Genomic DNA, 25546 nt, shown 5'->3' with positions numbered 1-25546 from the left:
TGGGGCAGCCAGAGGCAGGGGGAGAGGGCGTGGACGTCTCTCATGGTGCGCACAGGACGGTGCCGGGGTCGCCGCGTGGCGGCGCGGTGCTGGAGATCCGCTCTCTGCCCAGTCGTCCTGGTATTCGTGCTGCAGGAGAAATCAACGTGATCACCCGCTCGTTCTGGGCACAAGGACTGGAGGACCTGGCGCGCCTCCATACGGAGGTCTCCTTCGTGGAACTGTCCGATCTGACGTCCATCGATGTGGGCGGCACCGCGGCGCTGGCGGTCACCGCGCAGCGACTGGGCAGCGGCCGCATCGTCGTGGACCGTCCGCCGCCGGAGCTGGAGCGCATCCTGCACATCTTCTGGCCCGGCCATACAGGGATCGAGGTGGCAGGACGATGAGCACGGCCCTCCCCGTCGAACCCTTTGTGCACCCCGCGCTGTTCTACCGGGGCGAGGAGCAGTACACGGCGGGCACGGTGCCGTTCCTGGCGGAGGGCCTGGCCGCCGGAGAGGCCGTCGCCGTCGCCGTTCCCGGCCCCAACCTCGAACTGATCAAGGCCGGGATGGGAGCGAGCGCCGCCGAGGTCGAGTTCCTCGACATGACCCGGGTGGGCCGTAACCCGGGGCGGATCATCCCCGGGGTCCTGCGGGCCTTCGCCGACGCCCACCCGGCGGGCCGGGTGCGGATCATCGGCGAGCCGATCTGGGCCGGCCGTTCGGCCGTGGAGTACCCGGCGTGTGTCCAGCACGAGGCGCTCATCAACGCGGCCTTCCAGGGCCGCGAGGTCACGATCCTGTGTCCCTACGACGCGGACGCGCTGGAGCCGGAGGTGCTCACCGACGCCTACGCCACGCATCCCGTCGTCATCGACACCGGTGTCGAACTGACCAGCGACGCCTACGATCCCGACCGCGTCGTCGCCCGTTACAACCAGCCGCTCGTCTGCCCGCCCGGAGCCGCGTCGCTGTCGTTCGACGCGGAAGCACTCCCCGAGGCACGCGCCTTCGCCGTGCGGGAGGCCCGGGAGCTGGGCCTCGCCGAGGACCGGCGGCAGGATCTGATGCTCGCGGTGGCGGAACTGACCACCAACAGCGTGGTGCACGGCGGTGGCACGGGAACCCTGCGGATCTGGGCGGACGGCGACCAGATCGTCTGCGAGGTCCACGACCGCGGCCGGCTGACCGACCAACTGGCCGGCCGCCGGCCGCCGGCCCGTGACCAGCTGGGCGGTCGGGGCCTGATGCTGGTCCACTACGTCTCCGACCTCGTACGCCTGCACACCGCCCCGGACAGCACCACCGTCCGCTTCTACCTCCACCGCTGACGGCCCCCGCCCCGCCCGCGACGAGCGGGGTAGGGTGCGCCGATGTCAACGATCAGGAAGTTCCAGGTCACCTTCGACTGCGCGGAACCCGAGCGCCTCGCCCGCTTCTGGTGCGAGGTCCTGGGGTACGCCGTACCGCCACCGCCGAAGGGCTTCGACACCTGGGACGACTTCAACGCCTCCCAGTCCCCGCAGGACCGGGGTTCGTGGTTCGCCTGCGGTGATCCCTCGGGTGTCGGCCCGCGCCTGTACTTTCAGCGCGTCCCCGAGGGCAAGGCCGCCAAGAACCGGGTGCATCTCGACGTGCGGGTCGGCACCGGACTCGTGGGCGAGGAGCGGCTGGCCACGCTGGAGGCCGAATGCACCCGCCTGCTCGCGCTCGGCGCGGTACGCGTGCGGCTCCTGTACGACGGCAGCGATTCCTGCATCCTGATGCAGGACATCGAGGGCAACGAGTTCTGTCTCGACTGAGGGTGCCGTCCTCATCCGGCCGTCCACTCCGCCAGGGGGGCCTCCCAGGGCCGGGGGCCGGTGCCGTCCGTCCATGCCCGCAGGGTCTCCCGGTCCACGCACACGATCCCGCACCGGTCGGCGTACTCCAGTGCCGGCGCGGTGAAGTCGCTGGTGGTGACCAGCACGGCGACATCAGCCTCGTGGACGGTGAAGCAGGTGCCGCCGAAGCGCTGCAGATCCTGGGAGCCGACGCGGTGGGAGTCGCCGTACTGCTTGCACTGGATGACGACCCGGCACCCGTCGGGGGCCAGGGCGACGACATCGGCGCCCAGGTCCCCGGCCCCTCCCACGACGTCGACAGCCGTGCAGCCGTCGCGTGCGCAGAGGGCTGCGATCGCCTCCTCGAACCCCTCCGGCGTCAGGGCGTCGTAGTCGACGGTGGCCTCGGCGGCCGGACGCGGACGGGGAATCGCCAGTACTTCGGCCTCGGCCTCGGCTTCGGCTTCGGCCTCGGCCTCGGCCTCCAGACGGGCGGCCGCCTCCCGCGCCGCCTCGTCGAGCGCCGCCGCCGCTCGGCGTGCCGCTCTCGCCACGTGCCACCGGCGACGCAGCCCCACGGAACCCGAGACACCCACGACGACCAGGACGAACACCCAGGCGGGGCGCCGCTCGACAGCGCCGGCCACCGTGTGGACCGCGAAGCCCGACGCGCACACGACCACGGCGAGAAGGACGAAGAACAGGGCGGTGGCGCGAAGGTCGAACCCTCGTCGGCGGTGCGCGGGCGGTGTACGGCGCGCGGATGTGGTCACGGCATGCCCCCTCATGAGACCGGTAAGAAGATCAACTCATCGTGTGCCCAAGATCGGGAACTTCACCGTCCGGCTGCCGTAGCGGGGCCACATGGGAGGATGCGGCCATGGTGCGGCTCAGGGAACGCGGGTGGCGGGCGGCCGAGTTGGTGGCCGCGGTGGGTACGGCGGTGGCGCTCGGCGCCTGTGGGCCCGCGGGCGCCGGGGGTTCCGCCGCGAACGGCCCCGACGGGGGGCCGAGCAGCGGCAGCCGGGAGGCGAGATACCAGCGCGTCATCGAGGACCCCCATCCGCGTCCCGCCGATGTCGTCGAGGCGGCCGGCGCACCGTCCGGTGTCGCCCGCTCGGGTGACGGCTCACTGCTGCTGACGTACGACGCCGGCAACGTCGAGGACGACGAGGGACCGGCCGCCACCGCCTGGCGCATCCTCGACCCGGCGGGCCGTACCGTCGCCGAGCACGCGGAACACACGAACGCGGAGGCGGTGCGGACCGCGTTCGAGGGTGTGCCCGGGGGCTTCGTGAAGGTGCCTTCGGGGGAGGGGGACGAGGAAGCGTACGGCCTCGACGTACGCGGCGAGCGGCACGAGGTCGTCGTCACCGACACCCCGCTGCGCACCCGCCCCGGCGACATCCTGCTCGCCGAACCGGAGCCGACCCTCGTCTACCGCCCCGCCACACGCACGATGGCGCCCCCGGCCGAAGCGCCGGACGAGGCCATCGACTTCGCCGTCGACGAACAGGGCACGATCTGGAGCCTGGAGCAGTCCCTCACCGACGACCCCCACCGGGTCGTACGGCAGCGCGACGGCCGCACCCTGGGCTCCGAGGCCGTCCCGCAGCCCTACGCCGGGACCGGTCTCGCCGCGCGGGGCGGCACCACGGCGCTGGCCCTCACCTTGGACGAGGGTGTGCGCGGCCTGTTGGTGACGACGGACGACGGCGCGCACTGGCGCACGGTCCTCGACGGCGGCATTCCCTGGAAGGACCTGGACCGGGGCGAGGAGTCGCTGGTCCTGGAGGTGCTCACGGACGGCCGGCTGCTCGTGGGCGAGGAAGGCGGCCGCTACTGGCTCGCCGACGACCGCGGCGACAGCACCTTCCACGAGCTGAGGACACCGGTGCCCTTCACGTCGTTCGCCGTCCACGGCACCACGCTCTACGGCATCGCGGACGCGACGACGGCGACGTACGACCTGGTGAAGGGCGAAGGAGTGTGGACCTCTCGCGACGGCGGACGTCAGTGGCGGCGATTGGCGGAGCGCGGGTAGCACGCGGGCCGCGGGTGGGCCCGGCCCCGTACGTCGGTCGTCACAGGCTCCAGACGCGCAAGGTGTCGCCCGCCTCGGAGACCGTGTACCAGGTGCCGTCGCCGAGCGCCCTCGGCGGGCCGGACACCGGTTCGGGGTAGGCGACGCGGTCGCCCAGACGCATCAGGGACAGGTCGATGAGCCAGTGCCGGCCCTCCCCGTACTCCTCGTCGCTCTCGACCGTGCCGACGATGCCGGTCCTTTCGTCGAGGAAGCCTCCCTCGTAGTCCCAGAAGGCCTCGGTCGCGTCCTCGTCCTCGTCGTCCGTGGCCGCCTCGGGGTGTGCCGGCACGGTGTCGGCGCCCAGCTCGGCCTCCACCGCACCGTCGGTCACCGCGTGCACGGCCAGGGTGTCCTGATCGTGGGAGACCGTCAGAAGACGGTCGCCGGACGGGCTGACCGCCATGAGTATCCGGTCCTCGTCGTCGAAGTACGAGACGGAGAGCGTCCGGCCGTCCCAGCGTCCCCACCGCAGCGGGGCGCCCTCCTGGCCCTCCCCGACGGACAGGCCCATCTGGCTCGGATCCGGGTGGGGTACGTGGACCGATCCGGCAGCCGCCGCCCGCGCGTCCGCCCGTGCGAGCACACGCCCCTGGGCCGCGTCGACGACCAGCCATTCCTCCCTGGCAGGCTCGGTGGCCTCTCCTTCCTGCCCCTCCTCGGCGACGGGTCCTGGGACATGCGCCCACACCACGGTTCCGTCGGACGAGAATCCGGCCGATCCGCTGCTCGCGTAGCGATGGTCCCTGTCGTCGGCGTACTCGTCGTACGATCCGTGCGTCTCGTGCGGCTCGCGGCCCGTGCCGGCCCAGCAGGGGTGCCGAATCTCCCACCGCACCGCGCCGGTTCGCTCCACCGCTCGTACCGAGTGGACCCCGGCGAAGACGGCCAGGTCCAGGGTCGGTGCCACCGCGCACGTACCGAAGCGGCGTGGCCAGGGCGCCGGGAAGCGGATCGGCTCGGACTCGCCCGATCCGTCCGTCGGCCGCTCCAGCACCCGCACCACCAGTTCGGTGTCGCCGCGCTGCACAAACAGCCGCTTCCCCGGGCCGCGCTCCGCGTACGGAGCGTCGGCCTCGGACGAGGAGAGGGGGGCGGGGTGCGTGGCGACGAGACGAGCCGATGCGGTCACGGGTTCTCCGGCGTACGAAGGGATCTTGCGGACACCCTACGAGGGGGCGCCGACAACGCGGTCGACCGGGCCGAGGGGAGGGACCGGCGGCCGTTCGGCCCGTGAGAGTCTTGCCGTGATCGTGATCGACGTCGACCCCCGGAGTGTGGGACATGACCGTCAACCGGCCGGGGCTGCCCGGGGATCTGCCGTCGGCGGAGGTTCTGTGGGCGCGTTGGGCGCTCGTCGCCGTGCTGGAGGCCACCACGGCGGACGAGCGGGCGGGGTGCCACCGCACGGGAACCTGGGTGGACGACGAAGGACTTCATCTGGACGACGCCGGCTGCACCTGGTGGGCCTTCGCACAGCGGGGCGCCGGCCGGTACGTCCTCTACGGCGAGGACGAGTCGAGTCAGGTCAAGTGGCACGAGCCGCCGGTCGACATGCTCGCCGGTGCCCCCGCATGGCTCCCGCACGAGCGGCTGCGGGACCTGCTGGAGGGCTGCGCACTCGGCTGCGTCTACTGGTACGAGAACGGCACCTGGGCCCGGGCCCCGTACCCGTCCACCCTGAAGGACGACGGGCTCGACTGCGGTGTGAGCCGCTTCGTCGACAGGACGGACGTCCTCCAGGTGATCGCCGACGAGGACCACGGCGCCCTGCCGGCCCACGACGCCGCGACCCTGCTGGACCATGCCGAGAGCTACCGGCTGACGCAGGACCTCCTGTTCTCCCTCGCCACCGGACCCGACCGGCGGGCACCGGAACGGCCCGCCATGGTCAGGGCGTGGGAACGGGCGGGCCTGCAGCGGCCGTAGACCTGCCGGGTCGGGCGAGGTGCTCGACGCGCTTGTGCAAATCCTCGACGTGGTGCTCGGACTCCGGCTTCATGAGGACGCTGCGCAGGATGCGGGCACCTTCGGCGTCGGCGGTGATCTCGGGGTGCCGTGCGGTGAACGCCTCGCGGTCGGCCTTGAGGGTGCTCAGGAAGACGGGGTCGGGGCCGGTCATGCCGTCGGAGAGGATGCGGGCGGAAGCCCTGTCGATGCCGGTGAGGGCGGCCGGTTCGACGGTGGGGAAGTAGCTGACGATGTCCAGCTCGGGCTGTTGGTAGAGCGCCACGTGTTCGGAGGTGTCGATGAGCTGTGCCCAGTTCAAGGCCGCTCGCCGACCGGCGGCCAGGACCTGCCCCAGGCCGGCGGGGGTGGGTGGAAGGAGCTGGAAGGTGAGCCACAGGGCTGCGGCCGAGGCGCCGGCGCGTGAGCATTCCAGGCTGATCTCGCCGAGGTGGAGATCGGCCGAGGTGAAGTAGGTGTAGGGCGAGTCGTGGAGGTAGAAGCGGCCGACTTCGGGATCGCGGAAGAGGACGGCGCCGCAGCCGTAGGGCTGGAGTCCGTGCTTGTGGGGGTCGACCACGAGGGAGTCGGCCCGGGCGATGGCCCGCCATGGCTCCGCAGGGAGGCCCGCGGGGCCTTCGGCGCCGGCGAGGAGCGTGAAGAACCCGCCGTACGCGGCGTCGACGTGCACGCGGACGCCGTGGCGCTCCGCGAGAGGGACGATCTCATGGACGGGGTCGACGGCTCCCAGCCCGGTGGTGCCGGTGGTGACGACGACCGTGCCGACCTGCCCGGTGCGCAGGACGTCCTCCAGTGCCGCGAGGTCCATGCGGCCGCGCTCGTCGGTGCGCACCGGGTGCCCCCGCAGGCCGAGGACGTGGCACATGCGGTGGTGGGTGTAGTGGGCGTCGGCGCTGTACGCGATCCCCCGGCCGGGGTGGAGTTCGCGGGCCACGAACAGGGCTTCGAGATTGGCGATCGTGCCGCTCGTGGTGAGGTGGCCCAGGTGGGTGTCGTAGCCGAACATCGCCGCCAGCTGCCCGACGACCTCGCGTTCCATCGCCGCCGTGGCGGGGCCGCCGTCCAGGGCGTGATTGTTGGGGTTGATCAGCATCGCCGTGAGGTAGCCGACCACGGCCGCGGGGTGCGGAGGCTTGAGCATCTGGCCCGCGTAGTTCGGGTGGAAGAACGGATAGTTGTCGCGCAGCCGCCCGGTGAACAGGGCGAAGGCGTCGGCGAAGCGGTCGTCGTCCACCTGGAGGGACGGGTGGGCCTCGTAGGGGCCGAAGGTGTCGGCCCAGTCCTGTATCGCGTGGGTGGCTCGGCCGAGCCAGTGCTGAAGATCCACTGCTCTCCCTCTCGCTGCCGCTCTCGGGGGCTCACCGGAGAACTTAATTGACTGATCAGCAATTGACTAGTCAGTGATTGATGTCGCAGTAGATGACTGAGCAGTAGGTGACTGAGCAGTAGATGATCCAGCAGTAGGTGACTCTGCAGTAGGTGACCCGGCAGTAGACTCACGGCGATGAACGAGACACCCGAGCCGAACGTTGCGGCCGCCGCCCACGCCGCCAACGGCGGGCTGGTCCGGGACTTCGGTCTGCTGATCAAGTCCGCGACCCGCCTGGAACAGCGCATCGACACGGCCCTGCGGCGCGAGTGCGGCATCAGCCACACCGCGCTGGAGGTGCTCATCCGCCTCTGTCGCAGCCCTGGCGAGGAGGTCTCGCAACGGCAGCTGGCCGACGACCTCATCCTCACCAGCAGCGGCACCACCCGTTTGATCGACCGGATGGAGGAGGCCGGCCTCGTCCGTCGTGTGCCCTCGCCCGAGGACCGGCGGGTGGCCCTGGTGGAGCCGACCGCCGAGGGCCGTACGACGTTCCTCCGCGCCGCCGCCGTCCACGCCCGCGTGGTGGAGGAGTACTTCGTCAGGCCGCTGGCCGCCGCCGACTACACTCGGCTGACCAGCGCCCTCGGCGAGATCGACAGGGCGCTGCGTGAGGCCGCCGACTGACGGGCGCCCGCGCCTGACGACGGCCGTGCCCCGGGAGCCGGTCTCCGAGCACTCGGCCGATGTTCGGCAGGCGATATACGCCGTTGATCCACTCGTCGTCCGCCGCGTAGGTTCCCTCGTATGACGAACGTACGGATCGGTGTGATGCACGACCGCGACTGGGCCCCGGAGGGACTGCCCGAGTTCGCGCGGCGGGCCGAAGCGCTCGGTGTGGACGACCTGTGGGTGGTGGAGGACCTCGGTTGGAACGGCGGCGTGTCGGCGGCGGCCGTCGCCCTGGGCGCGACGGACCGCCTGCGGGTGGGCATCGGCATCGCCCCCGCCCCGCTGCGCAGCCCGGCGCTGCTGGCGATGGAACTCGCCACGCTGGCCCGGGTGTTCCCCGGGCGTCTGGTCGCCGGCATCGGGCACGGCGTGCGGGAGTGGATGGTCCAGGTCGGCGCCGCTCCCCGTTCCCCGCTGGCCCTCCTGGAGGAGACGATCACGTCCGTGCGCGCACTGCTGCGCGGCGAGCGGGTCGAGCTGACGGGACGTGAAGTACGGCTGGACGGAGTCGAGTTGGTGCATCCGCCGACCGAGGTGCCGCCCGTCGTCGCGGGTGTGGTGCGCCCCCGTTCCCTCGAACTGTCCGGCCGGGTCGCCGACGGCACACTGATCGCCGAGGGCCATGGTCCGCGCGATCTGGAACAGATCCGCGAGCTGACCTCCAAGGGCGCCGCCGGCGACCACACCCTGACCGTCTTCGCCTTCGCGTACGTCGGTGACGACCCCGACGAGGTGGCCCGCACCCTCCACCCCCACACCGAGGGCCACGGCGCCTGGCTGGGCCGCCCGCAGGAGGAGGTCTTCACCGTCTCCGGCGACGCCGCGCGGGCCGCCGACGGCATCCGCGAACTCGCGGCGGCCGGCGCGGACACGGTCGTCCTGCGCTTCGTGGGCGAGGACCCGCTCGGGCAGCTGGAGGCCGTGCTCGTGGCCCGGTGAGAACCTGAAGGGGAAGCTGTCTGCACGTAAGCGCCGGCCATTGGTCGCTATCGATCTGGCTCTGGTCCGACGCTTCGGGGATGGGGTCGGGTCGTGTCGCCGGCCGGCCGGACATGACGGTGGGGCGGCACCAGGCCGCCCCACCGAACCCCCGTTGCCCGATCGGCTCGCTCAGCGCAGGAGCGCGCCGAACCGGGCGCCCGTGGCGGGCGCCGAGAGGTCGCCGGCGCCGAACGCGAGGGACGACGTGGCCGTGAGACCGGTCGCCGTGCCGCGCAGCACCCAGACCGCGCCGTTCCAGCTGTTCTCGGCCAGGGAACCGGCCGCGAGGTCGGCGTGGCCGTCACCGTCGACGTCCAGCAGCGCGCTGCTCGCGCCGAACTGGTCGTCGTTCTCGGCGACTCCGGGTACCCCGGCGGTGTCCTGGTGGAAGGTCTGCGTACCGGCGCCCGTGACACCGGAGGCGCTGCCGGGGACCAGGGCGACGGACCCGGCGTCGGTGATGTCGCCGATGTCCTCGCCCGGGATGCCGAGCGCGATGTCGCCGAAGCCGTCACCGTTGACGTCCGCCACCGAGACCGTGGAGCCGATCCCGTCGCCCTCCTCCTCCACGCCGGGGAAGCCGGGCAGGTCCTGGTCGAAGGTCTGTACGCGCTCCTCGGACAGGCCGGAGGCCGACCCGAACGCGATCTGGACCTTGCCGCCGTTCCAGTAGTTGCCCCCCACGACGTCGTCGAACCCGTCGTTGTTCACGTCCCCGATGCCGGTGCCCGTACCGGTCGCCGTGCCGTCCGCGGGGACCCAGCCACTGGTGAAGCCCGTGCTGCCGCCGCCGAGGAACAGACGGTTGCCCCACTGGCCGTCGCCCGCGTACTTCCAGGCGACGATGTCGTCCTTGCCGTCGCCGTTGACGTCGCCGGTCCGGGTGGAGCGGATGGGCCCGCTGATCGAGTCGCCGTCCTCCTGGCAGCCGCCGTTGGTGGCGCAGGACGCGTCGCCCGCGTCGTAGCCCCACCAGTCGGCCTTGTCCAGCAGCGGCAGGGTGGCGGTGGGCTGTCCGGCACGGGTGACCGGGCCCTTCCACACGGTGGCGTCGCCGCTCGCCGGGTCGTCGCCCGCGCCGGACAGGTAGGAGAACAGGGCGAGGTCCGTCTTGCCGTCGCCGTCGAAGTCGCCGGTCGTGGGGGACTGCCCGTACCCGGGTATGGCCGTGCCGCCGGTGAGTCCGGAGGCGGAGCCCCAGAGGATGACGGAGCCGGGACTGCCGCCCGAGATCACCAGGTCGCTGAAGCCGTCGCCGTCCAGGTCGCCCTTGGTGAAGTTGGTTCCGAAGCGCTGGTTCGCGGTGGCGGAGCCGGGAACGCCGCTGGTGGAGCGGCTGATGAGCTTCTTGTTGGCGGCGGAGACCCCATGGGCGGAGCCGTACATGACGGCCACGTAGCCCGCCTTGGCCTTGCTGGAGATCGTGGCGTCCGGAGCCGACACGACCAGGTCTGCGTATCCGTCGCCGTTGAAGTCGTCCGGCGTGTCCGCTGACCCGGTGGCCGCCAGCGCCGGGCCCCCGGTGAGAGCCATGGCGCCAAATCCTCCGGCGAGCAGCACCGCGGCTGCCAGGGGTGCGGTGAGCGCGGTACGGGTTCGGCGGTGTGCTCGGGACATACGTGAGCCTTTCGAGTCGGTCGGTTCTGTACGCGGAAGGCCGCGTTCAGTGGGTACGACTCGAGCCGGGCGATCCCAGTTGTACGTCCCAATGTCATGGATTCGTAACCGAGGAGACAGGTGTGGCGCTGAACTCCCTTGTTCTCAAAGGGAGTTCAGCGCGTGTCGCCGTCGGTCCACCAGATCGTCTCGACCCACTCGGGTGCTCGACGAACGGGTTCTGAGAGAACCGGGACCATGTCGTGGCCGAGCAGCGATCCGCATGCGGCCCCGTGATCGAACAACACCGACCCGACCCCGTTCCCGGCGTCAGCCAACACGTTCAGGCCGCTCTCAGTGGCTCACCCGGCCGAGGACGAGCGGCGGTGGGATGGGCAGGCCGGCGAGTGAGCCGCCGGAGCATCAGCCTGATGGCCGCGAGGTCGAGCATCGCTTCGTGAGCTCTCGGTCAGCCGTTCATGGTCCCTGACCAGACGTCGGGCATGCATCAACCATGCCCAAGATCGTTCCACCATCCAGCGGCGCGGCAGGGCAACGAAGCCTGAGGCGTCTTCCGGCCTGCTCATGGTCCGGACGGTGAGCTGCAGCTCGGACCTGGCCCATACGGCAAACGGGCCCCGGTAGGCGGAGTCGGCCCGCACGACGGCAGGTTCGGGATGCTGGCGGCGAGCGCGCAGGAGCAGTTCCTTCGCCGGCTTGCCCGTAGACGGTCGGGGACGGCGGGAAGTCCGCAGGCAGGGCCCGCCATCGACACCCCTCGGAGCACACGTACCGGATCGCGTCGAAGATCGCCCGCCGGGGATGCCTCTCAGGTCTGCCACCACGAGCCGTGGTCCAGGCCGGCGGCGGAAGCACAGGTTCCACGAACGACCACTCTTCGTCCGTGGTGTCCGAGGGACAGCGGCGCTGCCGCATTGCAATCCCGTCTTCAAGCGATCAGGCCGAGGGTGGACTCGACCGCGTTGAGCTGGGTGACGATGTGGCGGATCCGCTTGTCGTCCGCGGCCAAGGTGGCGTGCGATGCGAGGGTGCCGGTGATCAGACGGTGGACCTCGGTGAGCAGCACCCGCACCCGGGCCGTCTCGTACACCTCCAGTGCTACGGGGTCGGCGGTGAACTGGTATCCGTCGTGGCGGGTGTAGATCAGCGGCGGCCAGCCGCGCTCGGTGATGAGATCGCGCAGCATCGCCAGCCCGGAACGGGCCTGGGCGAGGGTGAGTTCGCAGGCAACCCAGAGCTGGGGGAAGTGCAGCCCGGCCGGGCGTGTGCTTCGAGCAGGATGCGGCACGGACACTGGGCGTGCGCCCGGGCGGCATCGCCGCAGCGGCGTGACCTGCGGGGCACGGCTACTGGTCCCGCAGCAATGGGTCGGACCGGTTGCCCCGGGACGGCCCCGGGCGCCGACCGGTCAGTGCTCGAGGCCGTCCGGAGGGGCGTCCGAACTCTCCTGGCCCTCCTTCTCCCCGTTCCTCTGGCCCTCGTTCTCCCTGTTCCCCCGGCCCTGGTTCTCCCGGTCCTGGGGCCGGGCGGCGGGGCGCAGGGTCTTGGCGCCGCCCTTGAAACGCTCCAGTGTGCGCGTCAGTTGCTGGAACGCGGACGTCGCCGGCGCCCCGGACGGCGGCAGCGCGGCGGGAGCGGCCTCGGCGGCCTCGCGATAGGCGGCGAGCGCCTCGTGCGCGCGCTCGGTCGCCTCCCGGTACAGGTCCCGGGACTCCGTCATGGCCTTCAGCGCCTCGGCGTACGCGGCGACCCGCTGCCGTTCCCGCACGAGCTCCTCCTCCAGCGTGAGAAGGTGCCAGTCCTTGCGCAGCGCGGTCAGGGCGTCATCGGCACCCTCCGGCAACGGCCGGAGCAGGGTGTCGAACCGCGTCACCGCCGCGACGAGGTCGACCGGCTCGGAACCGTCCAGGAACACCGTCCGTACGGTGAAGTCCTCCGCGTCGTACCCGGACGGGGCCGGGGCTCCGGGCAGCACCGCCGCCCCACCGCGCGGCACCTCCACGTCGAACTCCCGCAGCGCCCAGTTCACGACCCGCAGCTGATGCGGCGCGGCCCGGTGCTCGACGATCCGGTGACGCAGGCCCGGCGGCAGCCAACGTGCCAGCGGCAGGCGGCCGCGCTCGTCCGTGGTCATGGCCTCGTGGACGACGACGTGCACGCCCCATCCGCTGCGCCCGGAGTCCCTGAGCACACGCCGTACGTCCTTGTCGTCCTCGGGCAGGGCGTTGATCCTGCTCAACGACAGACCTGCGGCGGCGTCGTGGTCCCAGTCGCCGTACTCCGGCCAGAAACGGGTGACGGGGGACGGCCACGCCGGGTCCCACGGCTGTTCCGCCTCCGCGAGCAGGGTCCACTCCCGCCCGCCGCCCAGATCGGGCGCGAGGCTGAGGCGGGCGCGTACGGTCACCTCGTCGGCGACCCGCCACCGGGCCTCGAAGACCCGCTCCGGCGAGTCGCCGCCGGCGTCGGGCACCTCCAGGAAGTCGTCGATGACCTGGCTGTCCTTCAGCCGGCCCAGGGTGCGGCGGAGTACGTCCTCCGCGTCGGGCCCGACGTGGCGGCCGCGAGCCGGCCACACCGTGGAAGGAGTCGTGGGACGAGCTGGGGAAGTCGGCATGAGTCCATCGGGGAGCAGGGGCACATGTGCGCATACCAGTATCGCCACCGCGATCCGGCGGAGATCACCCGGGGTCCCGCCCGGCCGCGCGCCCCTGCCGCGAAACCGTCCCGGAGAGGTCCGGGGCTGCCCTCGTCCGCCCGGCCGGGGCACGTGCCGCGACCGGGGAGACGCGTTTCTGGGACGACGTCGACCGTGGCCGCTTCGGCCGCCAGTTCGTCCTCTCCGACAGAGTGGAGTGTGGCTGCCGTGTTGACCGGCTCCTGTTTCCTGCGGACGCCCGGACAGCGGCATAAGGTGCGAGGGCACCCTCCTCACCTCCGCTCTGTCGGGTGAGGCCCACTCCGAGCCGACAGGAAGGCACGCTGCGCATGACCGGGGAACGCGACCGTTGGGCGGAACTGACCGGCGGACGAGCCGGAGAGGAGTACGCCCGGCGCTTCGCTCGGCTCGCCGAGTCGGGCCAAGACGTCCACGGTGAGGCGACCTTCTGCGCCGAACTGCTGGAGGCTCCCGCCCGGGTGCTCGACGCCGGCTGCGGCACCGGCCGGATCGCGATCCGGCTCGCCGAACTGGGCCACGAGTGCATCGGTGTGGACGTGGACCCCTCGATGCTCGCCGTCGCCCGTCGCAACGCCCCCGCTCGGCAGTGGCTCCTCGGCGACCTGGCCCACCTCGACATCCTCGGCCTGAAGCCGGACTTCGACCTGGTGCTCGCCGCCGGAAATGTCATCCCCCTCCTGGCCCCCGGCACCGAACCGGCCGTCGTCCGGCAGTTGGCCGCCGCGCTGCGCCCCGGTGGGCTGCTGGTCACGGGCATGGGCCTGGATGCGGCACACCTGCCGCTGCCAGAACCACCCTTGACACTGCGGGAGTTCGACCACTGGTGCACCGAGGCCGGTCTCACCCTGCGGCAGCGTTGCGCGACGTGGAGCGGCGACCCCTACGAGGACGGCTGTGGCTACGCCGTGAGCGTGCACTCCCGACCCGCCACCTGAGTTCGCGCCTGCCCGCGACCGTCCTCCACGCCCGCGCGCAGCGGCGGACGCCCCGCCCCCTGGGGACCTTCGCCCGCGCCCACTGGAGACCTTGGCGCGTTCGTGTCATCGGCAGGGCGACGGGCGGCAGTAGGGTGCGACGGTGACCGCTCTGCCGGAGGACCGGACGCCACCGATCGGCGACGAGGACCGCGACACCGCCGTGCGGCGCGTGCAGGAGGCGTACGCCGAAGGGCACATCGCGCACGACGATCTGGACGAGCGACTGCACCAGGTAATGACGGCGGCGACGCAGGGCGAACTCCTCTCGGTCCTGGCCGGCCTCCCAGAAGGAAACGGGGCGGTCACGTCCACGATTGCCGCCGCGAGTGGACGGATCAGGCGACGGGGCGGATGGCGGGTACCTCGGTTCTTGAAGGTCGAGTCCGCATGCGCGAAGGTGCGACTGGATCTGTCGCGGGCCGTCATCGAGCACGCGGTGATCGACATCGAGCTGAGACTCGGTACCGGCGGGGCCAGGATCACGGTGCCTCGCGACGCGGTCGTCGACATCGAGGGTCTGCGTACCGGATGGAAAGACTCGCGCTACAGAACTCCGCGGCGCCCCAACGCCGTTGGACCGAAGATCCGGATCTCCGGGGTGATGGGGTTCGGACGGTTGCGGATCCGCCACGCGCGACGCTGACCCCTTCCCGCTCCAGGAGCCGCCGCGCTGCCTGAACGGGCTGTCGAGCCCGCGCCACGCGCATGAGTGTTGACAGCTTCGTCCCCTACCCTCGTGCGTGAACGTGGAGACGTCTGATGCCACGGGACCCACATCGAGGAGGCGGCGGTGTTCGGAAGGGGCACGCGGCTGTTCGCGGGTGCGGTGGTGGTGGCCTGCGTGGCGCTCGTCGGCCCCAGCGCACCGGGCGATGCCCTGTTCGCCAGGTCACTGCCCGTGGACGCCGTCAAGGATGTCGACCCGAACCGTGTCATGACCTGGAACATCTGCAACCCCTGCGACGAGAGCAACGTCGACCGGGCCGCCGAGATCGCCGCGGTGGCGCCCCAGGTCATCGGCCTGCAGGAGGCGTGCGTGCGTGACGTGGAGAGGATCCGGGAGTACCTGGAGACGTTCCACGGGCTGGTCTATCACGTCGAGTACGGATCGGTTCTGCGGAGTTGGAGCCGGTGCGGGGGAGTGCCGTGGAGTCCGGGGGGCTTCGGGCAGGCCATTCTCTCGGCGGCGCCGCTGACGGACCGGGTCGGCGTGGAGTACCCGGACGGCGGGTCGGAGGACCGTGGATACACGGCGGTCACCGCGACAGTGGGCGGCCGGCAGGTGCGGGTCTTCAACACGCACCTCGCCCAGCGGCGCCAGGAGGCGGTCCGGGCGGACCAGATCGAGGTGCTCGCCGCGGACGTCGCCCGGTACGACCGCGCGATCGTGCTCGGTGACTTCAACGCGGTGCCGGACTCCGCCGAGATCGCCCCGATGTGGGACGTGGCCACGGACGCGGACTCCGCCTGCAGACCGCCGTCCACGGGGGCCTGTGGGCTGACCACCGACTGGCAGAGCAAGTTCGACTACATCTTCCTGCGGGGCATCTCCCCGCTGGGGCAAGGCGTGGAGCTCTCCGAGTCCTCGGACCACAACCTGGTGCACGCCGACCTGGACCTGACCTGACCTGACCTGACCTGATCGGATCTGGGCTGAGGCGGTCCTGGGGGCGTTGCGGGCGTAGGGAACGTCGGGTCGTTGGCGTCTCGGAGGCTTCGGGGGCGGCCGCCGCAGGTGAGTACCCGTACTTACGGAGGGAGACGGGGGCAAGCGGAAGCAGGCGGAAGCCGTGCTGGGGCGGCCACGCATGCCACAACTGCCGTCACCGTCCACATCAAGCCGCGGTGGGCCCTTGGAAGCTCAGCGGCGCCCGATCCACGACCATCGCGACGCCAGCCATCCCAAGTTGCGACATCGCATCAACTCCCTGCGCGTAGAAGCGGACACCTGATCAGCAGGAACAGCGAAACGATGCCGGAGTGTCAGGAGGGGGAGACCGGACGGCCTCCCCCTCGGGGCTGGTTCCGGCGTACCGCCGACCGAGCACGCGCGTCCGCCGGCGCTCCCGCTCCTCCTGTCGATGGCATGGACCCGCCAGATATGCCCGGCGCGACCGTCCAGGCGTACCCCCGTGCGCGGCCGGTTCGCGACAGCCACGGGTGCGGCGGCCGTCTCACCCACCGATATCGGCCGGGTTCGGAGTGAAGCCGGTCCCACCTTCCGCCCGCTGCGAGACGGCCGCGACAGGCGCCGAGCCGGCGCACACGACGGACAGTCCGCGAAACAAGCGGTAATTCGGACCGGCCGAAAAAGAAGGACCCGGCAAAGCGCAGAACAGAGCGGCTGGTCTGAGGCTGTTTCGCGCGTTCCCGGCCCGCCTAGGTTCGCTGTGCTCCGCACCCTGATCGGTCATGCCGTCAGAAATACGCACTCCAACGACTGTCGAAGGAGAAGTTCGTGCGCAGTCTCAGACACTCCATACTTCCGCTGGCCGCGGCCACCGTACTCGCCCTGATCGGTGCCGGAACGGCCGAGGCGGCGCCCGCCCCGGGCCAGGCCAGAGCCGAGAGCAGCGCAGGTGCCGTCACCGCCGGGAACGGCACGACCAGCGTCGACCGGACCGCGCGGCTGTCGAACGGGGCCCCTGTCGACTCGGCCAAGGATGCGGCGGCACTGGCGCGCTTCTGGACACCGGAACGGATGGCGAAGGCCATCTCGCTCGACAACGTGGCCACCTCGTCGCGCAAGGACCTCGCCAAGCCGGCCGGGCCCACCGGGACGCCCGGAACCATTCCGTCCGCCCCCGCGCGCACGCACACCGCATCCGTGCGCATCAATGAATCCGCCGCGGTGGGCAAGGTGTTCTTCACCAACCCCAGCAACGGCGGCACCTACGCGTGTTCGGCGAGTGCGCTCAACAGCGGATCCAAACAGATGGTCGTCACGGCCGGGCACTGCGTCCACGGCGGCAGTGGCGGCACATGGATGACAAACTGGGTCTATGTGCCGCGCTACCGTTCCGGAGCCCGTCCGTTCGGCACTTTCGCCGCCAAGCAGATGCGTACGTTCAACGCCTGGATCAACAGCAGCGATCTCCGGCGGGACGTCGCCATGGTGACCACGTGGCCGCTCAACGGCAACAAGATCGTCAACGTCACCGGCGGACACGGGATGAGCTGGAACTTCTCGCGCACGCAGCCCATCACCATCATGGGCTACCCCGGGAACTTCGACAGCGGGGAACTCCAGTGGGCGTGCACGGGCACCACACGGGCGGCCGGTGACGGCGGCATCGAGCTGCAGTGCAACTTCGGCGGCGGCTCCAGCGGCGGACCGTGGCTTCGGGAGTTCAACGACTCCAACGGTCTCGGATCGGTCAACGGGGTGATGAGCACCGTCACTTCGACCGGCTGGAACGAGGCCGCCTACTTCGACGACGCGGTCAAGGCGATGTACGACGCCCAGGGCGACGTCACCTGACGGGCCCGAAGCCCGGTCACCCGACACCGCACCCGGAGATCGGGCACAGGACAAGGAGACCCTTCCATGCGTCGCAGTAGCCTGAGCCGCTGGGCGGCAGCCGCCGGCCTCGTCGCCGTCGTCGTGGCGGTGGCGGCCTGGCGGACCGCGGCCACTGCCTCGGACTCCGAGGCACAGCCGGAGCCGGGAAGCACGGTCAACGAGGTACGGCAGGACCCGGAGACGGTCCGGGACTACTGGACGCCTGAGCGCATGCGCGGAGCACAGGACGCGCCCATGCCGAAGCGCGACTGACGGCGGGCGGGTCGCAACGAGCAGGACACCAGGGCGCGGGGCGGCGAGTCACTCTCGCCGCCCCGCGCTCCTGTATGGGCAGGCGCCGTGCCCGGGCCATACGGCGCGCCGGGCGCGCCCCGGACCACCAAGCTGCCTTCCGCCAGACGGCCACGTACCACCGTGGACGACGCTCGTCCGCCTGAAGACGAGCAGGGTGCCGCGGCGGGCGAGTGCCTCGACCGGTGGACAGAACCCAACCCCGGCTAGCGTTGGCACACATGACAGTGACGGAGTTGGACATCACCGAGGACCTGATCCGGGAACTGCTGCGCGAGCAGTTCCCCGACCTGGCGGATCTGCCCCTGAAGCTCGGAGCGCGTGGCTGGGACAACCAGGTGTGGAGGCTCGGCGACGACCTCGCGGTCCGACTGCCCTGGGCGACGGAGTCCGCGGACGCGCTCCTGTACAAGGAGCACATGTGGCTGCCGGTCCTCGCTCCGCGTCTTCCACTGCCAACTCCCGTGCCACAGCACCTCGGTGAGCCCTCCGAACGGTTCCCCCGGCCCTGGCTCGTCACCACCTGGGTGCCCGGCGACCCCGCCGATCACGCCCCTGCCACGCGCACCGAGGAGGCGGCCGTCACCCTGGCCCACTTCCTCACCGCCCTCCACCGCCCCGCCCCCGACGGAGCGCCCACCGGCCGGGACCGAGGCGGTTCACTCGCCGACACCGCCGACCGCCTCACCCAAGGGCTCACCTCGGCCACCGAGTTGGGGCTCATCCGGGACCCGGAGGCCGTCCGCGCGGTCTGGGAGGACGCCGCGGCCGCACCGGAATGGACGGGCCCGAGACTCTGGCTCCACGGCGACCTGCACCCGGCCAACATCGTGACCAGGAACGGCACCTTCTGCGGCGTGATCGACTTCGGCGATCTCTTCGCCGGCGACCCGGCCTGCGACCTCTCCGGCGCCTGGAGCCTGCTGCCGGACGGCGCCGTCGACCTCTTCCACGAGACCTACCAGCCGAACCCGGACCCCGCGACCCTGCGCCGCGCTCGCGGCTGGGCGGTCCTGCGTGCCCTCGGCGGCATCCATATCGGACACGCCGGCCTCCACGGCCGTCCCGGCGGCAAGGCCACCTGGGGCCCACCCGCCCATGCCGCGCTGCGACGCCTCACGGCATCGGCCTGAGCCTGGCGCGTACCACCGGCCAACGCAGGGGACAGGGACGGCACATGGCGGCGAAGTGACGTGGACAGTCCGATGTCTGGCGCGTCGATACGGGGGCACACGGACTTCACCCATACGAAAGGAACCGCTCCATGCTGGGTATCGCCGCGGCAGTACTGTTCTTCTTCGCCTTCCTGATCAACGCCGCCGAGATCACGACGAACGACGTCTTCTCCTCCACGAACGTCATGCTTCTCGGCCTGATGCTCCTGGCCCTGCATGTCGCGGGAATCGGGAGTGGCTGGTCCGGCCGCAGACGCTGACGGATCGTCGACCGGGGTGGGAGCAAGGCGTGACGGCGTCTCGCTCCCACCCCGCCGTCTGCCCGCGCGGATGTCGTGGGCCTTTCGCGGTCCCCCTTCGGCGTGCGGAAGAGGCGCGCATGGTCAGGAGAAGAGGCACCGGAATTTCCTGTGGTGCAGGGCCGGTGAAACGGTGAGAGATGGGGGTACACGGGCGGCATGGCACCGACAAACGATCACCTCCTGCCCGTGCGGGCCGTGCGACAGCTGCGCCGGATCCGCGCCTTCTACGCGACGGCCGTCTGTCTGTGGGCGGCATTGGCGGCTTGGGAGGGGTGGGAGCATCCCGGTAGTCGGCCCATGTGGGTGGCGGTGGTCCTGCTGGTGGTCTTCAGCGGGCTGTTCTCCGTGACGTCCCTGTGGTTGTGGCGTCATCGGACCGCTGCCGCGGGTGAACCCGCACACCGTTCCGCTCCGAGGAGGATCGCTCCCGTCCAGGGGACCGCCTGAGTCACCGAGCCGCCTCGGCATCCGGTCACGCACCAGCCCCCTCTCACCTCCACCCGGAACGCCTGCTCCGGCAAGGGGCAAGGACGAGGGGCGAGGGGCGGCGGTGATCACGGGGCCGGGATCCCCATCCATGACACTCCAGCGCGCTCGGCCCACACCTTGGCAGCCTCCGGGCGGCCGGTGAGCAGCAGGAGCAGGGCCGCGATCGGACCGCGGACCTCCTGGCCGTCTCCGCGCGTCCACTCGATGTCGGTGGCGACGAGCCGGCCCTTGGGCAGGGGCCAGGGGCGGGGCGGCATCCGCATGGTCCACACACGGTCGGCGGCATCACGGGCGGCGACCGGGGGCATCTCGCGCGTTCGGCCGAGCGCCAGCGCGATGTCCTGGCCGTGGACGAGGAGGTCGATGAGCGGCTCGCGAGGAGAGGTGGTGGGTGCCAGGCGGCGGGAGCCGACGATCGAGCGGAGATGGCCGACGATCTCGGTCTCGGGCAGCGCCGCCTCGCGTACGGCGGAGTCGTGGATGAGGCGGTTCCAGTTCCCGCGAGCCCGGAGCATCTCCCGTACGACCTGTCCGTACGAGAAGCGCGCCGCGATGGTCAGATGTGCGGCAACGTCCCGCACTCGCCAGTCCCCGCACCGGGTGCGCGTCTCCCACTCCTCGGGGCTCAGGCTCTCCAGCAGGTCGGCCAGACTCGTCCGTTCCTCGTCGACGATCCGCCAGAGCTCGTCGGTGTCCAGTGCTGCACCCACGGTCATCACCCACTCAAGTGGTAAGCTTCCCTGACTAAAGTAGTCAGGGAAGCTTACCAATGTCAAGGAGGAGGGGGTGGGCGTCGACGATGCTGCCGGAGGCGAGCCGACGATGGTGACGGCCGACGAGCCCAACACGGGTGTACTCCTGTTCCTGCCGTACCGCGCTCTGGAGAACCGGGTCTTCGCCGCTCTCGCCGAGGCCGGGTTCGACGACTTCACGCCGGCCCAGGCCCGGGTCATGCAGCGCATCGGCCCCCACGGCACCCGCCTCACCGAGCTGGCCGAGCAGGCCCAGATCACCAAACAGACCGCGGGCTTCCTCGTAGACCAGCTGGAGAAGGCGGGCTACGTCACCCGCGTCGCCGATCCGACCGACAAGCGGGCCCGCCTGGTGTGCGGCGCGGCCAAGGCCCGGGCGGCCAAGCAGGTCGCCGACGCGGTGGTCGCCGAGGTGGAGAAAGAGTGGGAGGAACACCTGGGCAAGCGGCGGACCAAGCAGCTCCGGGAGGCCCTGCTTCTGCTGAGGGAGATCACCGACCCGTGGCGTTAGGTCCGTCGCCCGACCGACCTCCTCACGGCGGGAACGAGGCCCGTCGGGCCGGCGTGGCCGCGCACCGGCCGAGGCGCGCCGTCGGTCGGTCCGAAGGCGGCAGAATGGTGGGATGGATCATCACTTCGTCGGCATCCCGGAGTTGACCGGCGTTCCCCGCGTCGCGGTCGTCATCGACGTCATGCGCGCCTTCACCGTGGCGGCCTGGGCCTTCTCGCGTGGCGTGGAGAAGATCGTCCTGGCCTCGACGGAGAGCGAGGCGCTCTCGCTGAAGGAAGCCCACCCGGGCTGGCTGGCCTTGAAGGACGGGCCGCCGGCGGTGGGCTTCGACGCGGTCAACTCGCCCGGCCTGCTCAGGGCACGCGACTTCACCGGCCGCACGCTGGTACAGAAGACGACGGCTGGAACCGTGGGCGCGCTGGCCGTCGCGAACGCGCCGCTGGTCCTGTGCGCGAGCTTCGCCGTGGCCGGCCCGACCGCACGGTTTCTTCGGGCCAGGGACGCGGGCCCGGTGACCTTCGTGGTCACCGGCGACGGTGGTCGGGCCGACGAGGACCTGGCCTGCGCCGAGTACATCGGTCGACGTATGGCCGGAGGTGATGTCGAGGCGGCTCCCTATCTCCTCCGCGCGAGGACGTCTCGTGCCGCGGCTGACCTCGCCGGTGGCCTGCGGAGCGGGTGGCACCCGGATGATGTCGATCTCTGCCTGGAGCTCGACAGGTTCCCGTTCGCCATGACCGCCGCCCAGGAAGGGCCGCTGATGGTGCTTCGACCGGTCGCGGTCCCCGCGGTCGTGCCCGACGTCCGCTGACTTACCGGAACTTCGTCACTGCGATACCGGTGACGCGCGTCGTCCGATCCAGGTGAGAGCCACCGTCCGTACCGGCCCCCAGGGTCCTCGCCGGAGCGCGTGACGCGGCCGAGGGCGGGCCCGCGCACGGGGCGGGAGCAGGTGGCGGGGCTCACACCGCGACGGTCACGGGAGTCGATACACGGCCTCTCCCGGGTCCGGTCGCACGATGACCCCGTCCTCGGCCAAGGCGCGGAGATGGGTGCGGGCCGCCTTCTCCGCGGCCTCCTGGTCCTTCGGCTCGTGCCCGGCCACCCGCAGAGCCAGCGCGGCGCGCTGCGTGTCCCACATGCCCCCCAGCGCCAGAATCACCGCAGAGAGCGCCTGCTTGTGCGTCAGCGGCGTATCGGTCATGGCATCCTCCCCCATCAGCATCCCGCCACAGCATGCCACGGTGAATCGGCCCACGCCCGGCCCGATGACGTGCAGCGGCGGGCGCGGTGTGTCAGCTCCGGGCTTCTGCCGGGCGAGAGTGCGTGCCTGCGTACCCGTCGCACTCGACGGGCCGCGGGGCCGGCGCTCCTTCCGCGGCCCCAACCGCTCAGGGCCGCTTCTCGACGTCCTTCACCGAAGTCGGCCCCAACTGCTTGGCGCTGGCGTACTCCGGCATCGTCATGGGCTTGTCGAACAGGAAGAACGACTGGTTCGTGCCGACCGTGAACTCCATGTACGCGCCCGTCGTGGCGTCGAAGCCGTAGTAGGCGTTGCAGGTGGAGCCTGATGTGTAGGTGCCGTCCATGCCGGGCTGGGCGAGGACCGCGATGCCGTTGGAGGAGGACTCCACCTTCTCCGTCGGAGTGAGCATCTTGCAGCGCGGCACCGGCAGACCCTTCATGACGAAGTACCCGTACTCGCCGTTGGCGTTCTGGATGTAGACGTACGAGAGTTTCCCGCGCTTGCCCCACGTCTTGATCCACTGGTTGATCGCCTCGCGGGTCGGCGAATACTCCATGCGGCCCGCAGGCTGCTGGGCGACGAGGTGGTCGTAGTTCTCCTGCTTGGCCTCGTTCTCCTTGTCCTGGCTGGAGTCGTCGGTGCAGGACGTCAGGGCGAGGCCCACAACGAGCGCGATGACGGTGGCCCGGGCCATGCGTGCGAACCTCTTCATGCGGTGCTGCCCTCTTCCCTGGATGAGATGCGGATCAGTGGGTGCACGTCGTGCGCTCGGCGTCGGCGTCCAGCCGGTACGGCAGGTCCTTGTCGCGGAAGGGGGCGCGGTGCTCCTGGGCGGCCTTGGAGTTGTAGTCGTTGACCGACTCGATCCGCGTGGCCTTCAGCGCGGTGATCGACTGGTCGATCTGCGCCGTGCGCGTCCCGGTGGCGGACTTCCGCTCCTCCTTGAGCGCCTGGATCGTCCCTTCGGCGTTCTGCGCGGCCTCGCACAGCTGGAAGAACTCCTCGTACGTGCTCTGACGGAACTCGCCGGAGCCGACGGTGTTCTCGCGCTCGCCGGCCTCCCCCCGGAACGGCGCGGTGATCCAGGCCGCGCCGCCGAAGGCGAACGCGCCGATGACGTACAGCACCGCCAGGCCGATGACTCCGCCGACGGCCCAGGCCCCCCACCGTGCTCCCTCGCGTATCTGCCCCATGGTCATCCCCCTCACCGGTGGTCCCGCGGCGCGGAACCACCTTCCGCGAAGGAGGACACGGTGCCCGGCGAAACGGTTCCGCAGGTGCGGGGGTCACGAAGTGACCGCCGGGGTGGGGGAGTTGCCGACAGGGAGGGACCCGTCGCTCGGGCCGAGGGTGTCCGGTGGGCCGGGTGCTGCGTCGTGCGCTTCCCTGACTGCCGCCTTCCCGGCCACATCGCGGTAACAGCTGTTACCATGCTGGCATGGCGAAGAAGCAGCTGGGCGCGCGCGTGGATGAGGACGTGGCGGATCTCGCGAAGCGGCGTGCCGCGGACCTGGGCTTGAGCATCGGGGACTACCTCGCCCGTCTGGTGCAGGAAGACGCCAGTGGTCTGCGGGCCCGTGGGGTGGAGGCGGCCGCCCGCTTCCTGGCCGAACACCAGGCGGTCTTCGACGAGGCCGAGGACGCGCAGCAGACGCCTCGGGGAGCGCGCGCCGCCTGATGGACCTGCATATCGACGTTCCTTGGATTCTGCAGGTCGCCGAGGCCGCCGGGGCGAACGATCCGGCGCCTGACGACTACGGCGTCCCGATCTCGGCGGTGGCCCGCCATCGGGCCGAGCTGTTCGAGCAGCCCGTCTATGACGGCCGCTACGCCAAGGCCGCCGCTCTGGTGCACACCCTCGGCCGGTGCCGCTGGCTGGAGCGTTCGAACATGGCTGTCGCCGCCGCCACCGGCGTCATGTACCTCGAAGCGGCCGGGACGACCGTCAAGCCGACCCGCGAGGATGCCGTCGCCCTCAAGGATCTGCTCCTCGACCCCACCTGTACGGCCGGGAAGATCGCCGCCCTGCTGCGAACCTGGCCCACCGCCACCTGACACGACTGCGACGGCGTAGCCGTTCTGCCTGCGCGTACCGCGGCGCGGGGCGGACAGGGGGCAGCCGACGGACCCCCGCGGGTCGGCGGGGGTCCGTCCAGGGGGTGCCGTTCGTCAGTGCCGGAAGACGTCCTTCGCCTTCTCCTTGGCTTGGCGGGCGTCGCCCTTCGCCTGGCCGCCGCGGCCTTCGGCCTCCATCTTCTCGTTGCCCAGGGCACGGCCCGTCGCTTCCTTGGCCTTGCCCTTGACCTCTTCCTTCTTCGCCTTGGCCTTCTGGTCTCGTGCCACCGTTCATCACTCCCTGACAGCTCGGACCTCGGTGTCACTACGGCAAGTAGCCCTCAGCGGGGCGCCCAAACACGGCTCGGCGCGAGCGCGGATCCGGAAGCCCCGATGGCGTGCGTGGGGCCGGCTCACAGGGGCGTGGACGTGAGGCTTTCGACCATGCCGTGGATCGGTGGGTGCGGGTACCGCTCCCGCAGCCGTAGCGACGGCAGGCCGCGCGAGCGCAGGGCGGCGCCGATGCGGACCGCGAACAGGGAGTCGCCGCCGAGCTCGGAGAAGCCGTCGTGCGTCGCACCCTGCCCCGGCCGACCGTCGGCACCCGCGAGGCCTCGGATGAGTGGTCTGCGCTTCGCCACGCCCGCTCTGGCGTCCGTGGTCCGGCAAGCCCTCTTCCGTGCGTCGGTCATCCCCGGGACCTCCGGCCTCGGCCACGTCCTGAAGCTCCTGCCGTCCCTCACGACGTCGTCGGCCGAGGTGGAGGAGGTCATGGAGGCCATCGGGGAGGCGGCCCAGGAAGGGGTGACGGTCGCGGGCACCTGAGCCGCCCGTTCGGGACCCGGACGGCATCGCGGGCCCAAACGGTCGATCGAGGTGCCGGGGGAGCAGCCCGCGGCCGGACCGCGGTGAACGGTGAGTTCGCGGCCCGGCGTGCCTCGCCGTGCGGGCGCCGACGGTCAGACCAGGGGCTGTGATGTGGCTCACATCGGTGGCCTGTCACGTCCGGCGCGGGTCGCTTGTCCCATGGACGTCACCGGCACCGAAG

32 protein-coding genes and 1 pseudogene are annotated in these 25546 nt (G+C 71.2%); 20 read left to right on the top strand and 13 right to left on the bottom strand.

Annotated features, from left to right (window positions below; genetic code table 11):
• Nucleotides 1–146 precede the first annotated feature (146 nt).
• The 3 genes from H4687_RS03715 to H4687_RS03705 are packed head-to-tail and all read left to right on the top strand — an operon-like array spanning nucleotide 147 to nucleotide 1786.
• Complete coding sequence (locus H4687_RS03715; RefSeq protein ID WP_318787703.1) at nucleotides 147–389, top strand: hypothetical protein; 243 nt, start codon at nucleotides 147–149, stop codon at nucleotides 387–389.
• Nucleotides 386–1315, top strand: coding sequence for a sensor histidine kinase (locus H4687_RS03710; protein ID WP_046915759.1), 930 nt, complete (start codon nucleotides 386–388; stop codon nucleotides 1313–1315). Before H4687_RS03715 ends, H4687_RS03710 begins: the two co-directional genes overlap by 4 nt.
• Nucleotides 1316–1357: 42 nt before the next feature.
• Nucleotides 1358–1786, top strand: coding sequence for a VOC family protein (locus H4687_RS03705; protein ID WP_046915758.1), 429 nt, complete (start codon nucleotides 1358–1360; stop codon nucleotides 1784–1786).
• An 11-nt stretch (nucleotides 1787–1797) separates the two neighbouring features.
• On the opposite strand, the gene H4687_RS03700 is transcribed toward H4687_RS03705, so the two are convergent.
• Nucleotides 1798–2580 carry a restriction endonuclease gene (locus H4687_RS03700; protein WP_192781644.1) on the bottom strand — a complete coding sequence of 261 codons (783 nt, stop codon included), beginning with the start codon at nucleotides 2578–2580 and terminating at the stop codon, nucleotides 1798–1800.
• A 107-nt stretch (nucleotides 2581–2687) separates the two neighbouring features.
• Here H4687_RS03700 and H4687_RS03695 point away from each other — a divergent pair, with 107 nt between their 5' ends.
• The gene (locus tag H4687_RS03695) at nucleotides 2688–3851 is read left to right on the top strand and encodes a beta propeller repeat protein (RefSeq protein ID WP_046915756.1); all 1164 of its coding nucleotides are present in this window, start codon (nucleotides 2688–2690) and stop codon (nucleotides 3849–3851) included.
• A gap of 40 nt (nucleotides 3852–3891) precedes the next feature.
• On the opposite strand, the gene H4687_RS03690 is transcribed toward H4687_RS03695, so the two are convergent.
• Nucleotides 3892–5022 carry a hypothetical protein gene (locus tag H4687_RS03690; protein WP_046915755.1) on the bottom strand — a complete coding sequence of 377 codons (1131 nt, stop codon included), beginning with the start codon at nucleotides 5020–5022 and terminating at the stop codon, nucleotides 3892–3894.
• 152 nt (nucleotides 5023–5174) lie between these two features.
• On the opposite strand from H4687_RS03690, the gene H4687_RS03685 reads away from it, so the two are divergent.
• Entirely contained in the window at nucleotides 5175–5819 is a 645-nt protein-coding gene (locus H4687_RS03685; protein ID WP_046915754.1) for a hypothetical protein, read from the top strand.
• On the opposite strand, the gene H4687_RS03680 is transcribed toward H4687_RS03685, so the two are convergent.
• The gene (locus H4687_RS03680) at nucleotides 5782–7185 is read right to left on the bottom strand and encodes a pyridoxal phosphate-dependent decarboxylase family protein (RefSeq protein ID WP_046915753.1); all 1404 of its coding nucleotides are present in this window, start codon (nucleotides 7183–7185) and stop codon (nucleotides 5782–5784) included. The genes H4687_RS03685 and H4687_RS03680 overlap by 38 nt on opposite strands.
• A 177-nt stretch (nucleotides 7186–7362) precedes the next feature.
• On the opposite strand from H4687_RS03680, the gene H4687_RS03675 reads away from it, so the two are divergent.
• Nucleotides 7363–7854, top strand: coding sequence for a MarR family winged helix-turn-helix transcriptional regulator (locus tag H4687_RS03675; protein ID WP_046915752.1), 492 nt, complete (start codon nucleotides 7363–7365; stop codon nucleotides 7852–7854).
• A gap of 120 nt (nucleotides 7855–7974) precedes the next feature.
• A complete protein-coding gene (locus tag H4687_RS03670) occupies nucleotides 7975–8838 on the top strand; it encodes an LLM class flavin-dependent oxidoreductase (RefSeq protein WP_046915751.1) in 864 nt (287 codons plus the stop codon).
• Between the two features lie 171 nt (nucleotides 8839–9009).
• Here H4687_RS03670 and H4687_RS03665 read toward each other — a convergent pair whose 3' ends face one another.
• The 4 genes and pseudogenes from H4687_RS03665 to H4687_RS03650 all read right to left on the bottom strand — a co-directional run bounded on the left by H4687_RS03665 (nucleotide 9010) and on the right by H4687_RS03650 (nucleotide 13114).
• On the bottom strand, nucleotides 9010–10497 hold the full coding sequence (locus H4687_RS03665) for an FG-GAP and VCBS repeat-containing protein (protein WP_046915750.1): 1488 nt from the start codon (nucleotides 10495–10497) through the stop codon (nucleotides 9010–9012).
• A gap of 349 nt (nucleotides 10498–10846) precedes the next feature.
• Nucleotides 10847–11412, bottom strand: a pseudogene (locus H4687_RS03660) (transposase); the annotation flags it as partial.
• 13 nt (nucleotides 11413–11425) lie between these two features.
• Nucleotides 11426–11785 (bottom strand): RacP protein, encoded by a 360-nt coding sequence (locus tag H4687_RS03655; RefSeq protein WP_318787702.1) that lies wholly within the window; start codon nucleotides 11783–11785, stop codon nucleotides 11426–11428.
• A gap of 120 nt (nucleotides 11786–11905) precedes the next feature.
• The gene (locus H4687_RS03650; RefSeq protein WP_225966586.1) at nucleotides 11906–13114 is read right to left on the bottom strand and encodes a hypothetical protein; all 1209 of its coding nucleotides are present in this window, start codon (nucleotides 13112–13114) and stop codon (nucleotides 11906–11908) included.
• Between the two features lie 371 nt (nucleotides 13115–13485).
• On the opposite strand from H4687_RS03650, the gene H4687_RS03645 reads away from it, so the two are divergent.
• The 8 genes from H4687_RS03645 (at nucleotide 13486) to H4687_RS03610 (ending at nucleotide 19892) form a co-directional block, all read left to right on the top strand.
• The gene (locus H4687_RS03645) at nucleotides 13486–14112 is read left to right on the top strand and encodes a class I SAM-dependent methyltransferase (protein ID WP_046915748.1); all 627 of its coding nucleotides are present in this window, start codon (nucleotides 13486–13488) and stop codon (nucleotides 14110–14112) included.
• Nucleotides 14113–14254: 142 nt separating this feature from the next.
• A complete protein-coding gene (locus H4687_RS03640; RefSeq protein ID WP_107082346.1) occupies nucleotides 14255–14797 on the top strand; it encodes a DUF1707 SHOCT-like domain-containing protein in 543 nt (180 codons plus the stop codon).
• A 147-nt stretch (nucleotides 14798–14944) separates the two neighbouring features.
• Entirely contained in the window at nucleotides 14945–15781 is an 837-nt protein-coding gene (locus H4687_RS03635) for an endonuclease/exonuclease/phosphatase family protein (protein ID WP_179860218.1), read from the top strand.
• Nucleotides 15782–16855: 1074 nt separating this feature from the next.
• A complete protein-coding gene (locus H4687_RS03630) occupies nucleotides 16856–17635 on the top strand; it encodes a trypsin-like serine peptidase (protein WP_404819267.1) in 780 nt (259 codons plus the stop codon).
• Nucleotides 17636–17701: 66 nt separating this feature from the next.
• Nucleotides 17702–17929, top strand: coding sequence for a hypothetical protein (locus tag H4687_RS03625; protein ID WP_046915745.1), 228 nt, complete (start codon nucleotides 17702–17704; stop codon nucleotides 17927–17929).
• A gap of 260 nt (nucleotides 17930–18189) precedes the next feature.
• Nucleotides 18190–19101 carry an aminoglycoside phosphotransferase family protein gene (locus H4687_RS03620; protein WP_046915744.1) on the top strand — a complete coding sequence of 304 codons (912 nt, stop codon included), beginning with the start codon at nucleotides 18190–18192 and terminating at the stop codon, nucleotides 19099–19101.
• Nucleotides 19102–19232: 131 nt separating this feature from the next.
• The gene (locus H4687_RS03615) at nucleotides 19233–19403 is read left to right on the top strand and encodes a hypothetical protein (protein WP_005473988.1); all 171 of its coding nucleotides are present in this window, start codon (nucleotides 19233–19235) and stop codon (nucleotides 19401–19403) included.
• A 198-nt stretch (nucleotides 19404–19601) separates the two neighbouring features.
• Nucleotides 19602–19892 (top strand): hypothetical protein, encoded by a 291-nt coding sequence (locus H4687_RS03610; protein WP_046915743.1) that lies wholly within the window; start codon nucleotides 19602–19604, stop codon nucleotides 19890–19892.
• Nucleotides 19893–19999: 107 nt separating this feature from the next.
• Here the strand turns inward: H4687_RS03610 and H4687_RS03605 are convergent, their stop codons facing one another.
• Nucleotides 20000–20650, bottom strand: a complete 651-nt coding sequence (locus H4687_RS03605) for a maleylpyruvate isomerase family mycothiol-dependent enzyme (protein ID WP_046915742.1) — start codon at nucleotides 20648–20650, stop codon at nucleotides 20000–20002.
• Between the two features lie 106 nt (nucleotides 20651–20756).
• Between H4687_RS03605 and H4687_RS03600 the strand changes: the two genes are divergently transcribed.
• Entirely contained in the window at nucleotides 20757–21197 is a 441-nt protein-coding gene (locus H4687_RS03600; RefSeq protein ID WP_046915773.1) for a MarR family winged helix-turn-helix transcriptional regulator, read from the top strand.
• Nucleotides 21198–21309: 112 nt separating this feature from the next.
• Nucleotides 21310–22008, top strand: a complete 699-nt coding sequence (locus H4687_RS03595) for a 2-phosphosulfolactate phosphatase (protein WP_046915741.1) — start codon at nucleotides 21310–21312, stop codon at nucleotides 22006–22008.
• Nucleotides 22009–22173: 165 nt separating this feature from the next.
• On the opposite strand, the gene H4687_RS03590 is transcribed toward H4687_RS03595, so the two are convergent.
• The 3 genes from H4687_RS03590 to H4687_RS03580 form a co-directional block, all read right to left on the bottom strand.
• Nucleotides 22174–22401 (bottom strand): hypothetical protein, encoded by a 228-nt coding sequence (locus H4687_RS03590; RefSeq protein WP_046915772.1) that lies wholly within the window; start codon nucleotides 22399–22401, stop codon nucleotides 22174–22176.
• Between the two features lie 187 nt (nucleotides 22402–22588).
• The gene (locus tag H4687_RS03585) at nucleotides 22589–23155 is read right to left on the bottom strand and encodes a hypothetical protein (protein ID WP_046915740.1); all 567 of its coding nucleotides are present in this window, start codon (nucleotides 23153–23155) and stop codon (nucleotides 22589–22591) included.
• 34 nt (nucleotides 23156–23189) lie between these two features.
• Complete coding sequence (locus tag H4687_RS03580; RefSeq protein WP_046915739.1) at nucleotides 23190–23642, bottom strand: hypothetical protein; 453 nt, start codon at nucleotides 23640–23642, stop codon at nucleotides 23190–23192.
• 239 nt (nucleotides 23643–23881) lie between these two features.
• Here H4687_RS03580 and H4687_RS03575 point away from each other — a divergent pair, with 239 nt between their 5' ends.
• Nucleotides 23882–24121, top strand: a complete 240-nt coding sequence (locus H4687_RS03575) for a hypothetical protein (RefSeq protein ID WP_005473974.1) — start codon at nucleotides 23882–23884, stop codon at nucleotides 24119–24121.
• Nucleotides 24121–24498, top strand: coding sequence for a hypothetical protein (locus tag H4687_RS03570; RefSeq protein ID WP_046915738.1), 378 nt, complete (start codon nucleotides 24121–24123; stop codon nucleotides 24496–24498). The genes H4687_RS03575 and H4687_RS03570 overlap by 1 nt, the downstream gene beginning before the upstream one ends.
• A gap of 114 nt (nucleotides 24499–24612) precedes the next feature.
• Here H4687_RS03570 and H4687_RS03565 read toward each other — a convergent pair whose 3' ends face one another.
• Both H4687_RS03565 and H4687_RS03560 read right to left on the bottom strand, forming a co-directional pair.
• Nucleotides 24613–24786, bottom strand: a complete 174-nt coding sequence (locus tag H4687_RS03565) for a CsbD family protein (RefSeq protein WP_078907487.1) — start codon at nucleotides 24784–24786, stop codon at nucleotides 24613–24615.
• Nucleotides 24787–24911: 125 nt separating this feature from the next.
• The gene (locus H4687_RS03560) at nucleotides 24912–25139 is read right to left on the bottom strand and encodes a hypothetical protein (RefSeq protein WP_046915737.1); all 228 of its coding nucleotides are present in this window, start codon (nucleotides 25137–25139) and stop codon (nucleotides 24912–24914) included.
• A 16-nt stretch (nucleotides 25140–25155) separates the two neighbouring features.
• On the opposite strand from H4687_RS03560, the gene H4687_RS03555 reads away from it, so the two are divergent.
• Entirely contained in the window at nucleotides 25156–25323 is a 168-nt protein-coding gene (locus tag H4687_RS03555; RefSeq protein ID WP_159026158.1) for a hypothetical protein, read from the top strand.
• The last annotated feature ends 223 nt before the right edge of the window (nucleotides 25324–25546 follow it).

The sequence above is a fragment of the Streptomyces stelliscabiei genome, from assembly GCF_014873495.1.
GTDB classification, from domain to species: Bacteria; Actinomycetota; Actinomycetes; order Streptomycetales; family Streptomycetaceae; genus Streptomyces; species Streptomyces bottropensis.
The sequence above is the reverse complement of the archived record's forward strand: the minus strand, read 5'-3'. Positions and strand labels throughout refer to the sequence as shown.